The organism is Tahibacter aquaticus (assembly GCF_004363655.1).
Classification (GTDB): Bacteria; Pseudomonadota; Gammaproteobacteria; order Xanthomonadales; family Rhodanobacteraceae; genus Tahibacter; species Tahibacter aquaticus.
Window position 1 is genome coordinate 1 of record NZ_SNZH01000001.1, and the last position, 2,117, is coordinate 2,117.

Sequence of the window (2,117 nt, forward strand, 5' to 3'; positions counted from 1 at the left end):
GCTGCGGCGGACGCGGTGGCACCAGGACGGGCGTGGTATCCGTGCCGGTGTTGTTGGCGGGGTTCGGATCGGGCGTGAGGCTGCTGGCCGTGGCGCTGTTGCTGATCGGACGCGGGCCGTTGTAGGCCAGCGGCACCTGGAACACGACCGTGACCGTGGTGCTGGCCCCCGCAGCCAGGGTGCCGAGGTTGCACGGCAGGCTGGTGCACGGTGCGCTGGCGGAGACGAAGGTCAGGCCCGGTGGCGCCGGGTCTTCCAGCTGCACCGCCTGTGCATCGCTGGGACCGGCATTGCGCACGACCAGGGTGTAGCTCACGGTCGCCCCCGGTGCCACGCTGACGCCGTTGTCGGTCTTGCTCACCGACAGGTCGGCTTCGCCCGTACCCAGCGGCGTCGGATCGGTGCCGGCGTTGTTGTTCGGGTTCGGGTCTGGCGTGGTGCTGCTGACCCGGGCCGTGTTCACCACCGGATTCGGGCCGGTGTAGTTGGCCGGCACGTTCAGCACGAGGTCGATGGTTGCGGTGGCGCCGTTGGCCAGGCTGGGACGGGTGCACAGCAGCGTGCCGACGTCGTCGCTGCAGTTCCAGCCGGCGCCGCTGGCGCTGACATAGGTCAGGCCGGCCGGGTAGGGATCGCTCACGCTGACGTCGGTCGCATCGCTGGGGCCGTTGTTGGTCACGCTCAGGGTCCAGGCGATGGAGCCGCCCGGCGCACTGGTCGCTCCGCCATCGTCCTTGGTCAGCAGCAGGTCGGCGGCCTCGCCCACCGGCACGTCGACCGTGCCGCTGCAGCCGGCCACGGCCGGACAGCCAGTGCCGCCGCCCGATACGGTCGCCGTATTGCTGACGATGCCGCTGGCTGCCGCGGTCGGCGTGACCGGGATGACGAAGCTCACGCTCGCCCCCGCGGCCAGGCCAACGGGAATGGTGCAGCTCACGTCCTGGCCGCTCAGCGTGCAGCCCGCCGGCATCGCGCCGACCGCGAGGCCGGCCGGGACCGGATCGCTCACCGTCGCCACGGCGGTGGTGGCCGCATTGCCGGTATTGGTCACGCTCAGCGTATAGCTGGCCGGCGTGCCGACGGTGAAGTTCGGTGTGCTCGCGGTCTTGACCAGGCGCAGGGCCGGCGCATCCACCGGCACATCGACCGTGGCCGAACAGCCGCCGCGGCAGTTGGAACTGCCGCCGCCGCCGACCGTGGCGGTATTGGTCACCGAGGTGCCGCTGGCCGCGGCCGTCGGCGTGACCTGCACCGTGAAGCTCACGCTCGCCGTGGGCGCCAGGCCCGGCGGAATCGTGCAGCTCACGACCTGGACGGCAACCGTGCAGCCCGGCGATACCGCACCGACCGTGAGGCTGGCCGGAACCGGATCGGTCACTGTCGCATCGGCGGTGGTCGCCGCGTTGCCGGTGTTGGTCACGGTCAGCGTGTAGCTGGCCGGCACATTGACGGTGAAGGTGGGCGTGCTCGCCGTCTTGACGATGGCCAGTTCCGGCGCATCCACCGGCACGTCGACCGTGCTGGAACAGGTACTGGCCGCCGGACAATTGCTGCCGCCGCCGGAGACGGTAGCGGTGTTGCTGACCGTCGTGCCGCTGGCCGCAACGGTCGGCGTGACCGGCAGGACGAAGCTCACGCTGGCGCCGACCGCCAGGCCGGCCGGGATCGTGCAGTTCGCGCTCTGGCCGGTGATCGTGCAGCCGGCCGGTGCAGCACCGGGGGTCAGGCTGGCCGGGATGGTGTCGGTCACCGTCGCAGCCGCTGTCGTGGCGGCCGCACCGGTATTGGTCACCGTCAGCGTATAGCTGGCCGGCACATTGACGGTGAAGGCTGCGCTGGACGCCGTCTTGACGATCGCCAGGGCGGGGGCGTCCACCGGCGTGCTGACCGTGCTGGCGCAATGCGTCGTATCCGCCGGACAGGAGGCATCGCCGCCGCCGCTGACCGTTGCGGTGTTTACGACCGTCGTGCCGCTGGCCGCTGCTGTAGCCGTGACCGGAATGATGAAGCTGGTGCTGGCGCCGACAGCCAGGCCGGCCGGGATGCTGCAGCTCAGGCTTTGACCGGTCAGCGTGCAGCCGGCCGGTGCGGTGCCCGGGGTCAGGCTGGCCGGGATG

General features: G+C 71.2%; 1 protein-coding gene. It reads right to left on the reverse strand.

Translation table 11 applies throughout. The features are described from left to right. Positions 1-2,117: DUF7507 domain-containing protein (locus DFR29_RS28885; protein WP_166653772.1), on the reverse strand; the 2,117-nt coding region annotated here is incomplete at both ends.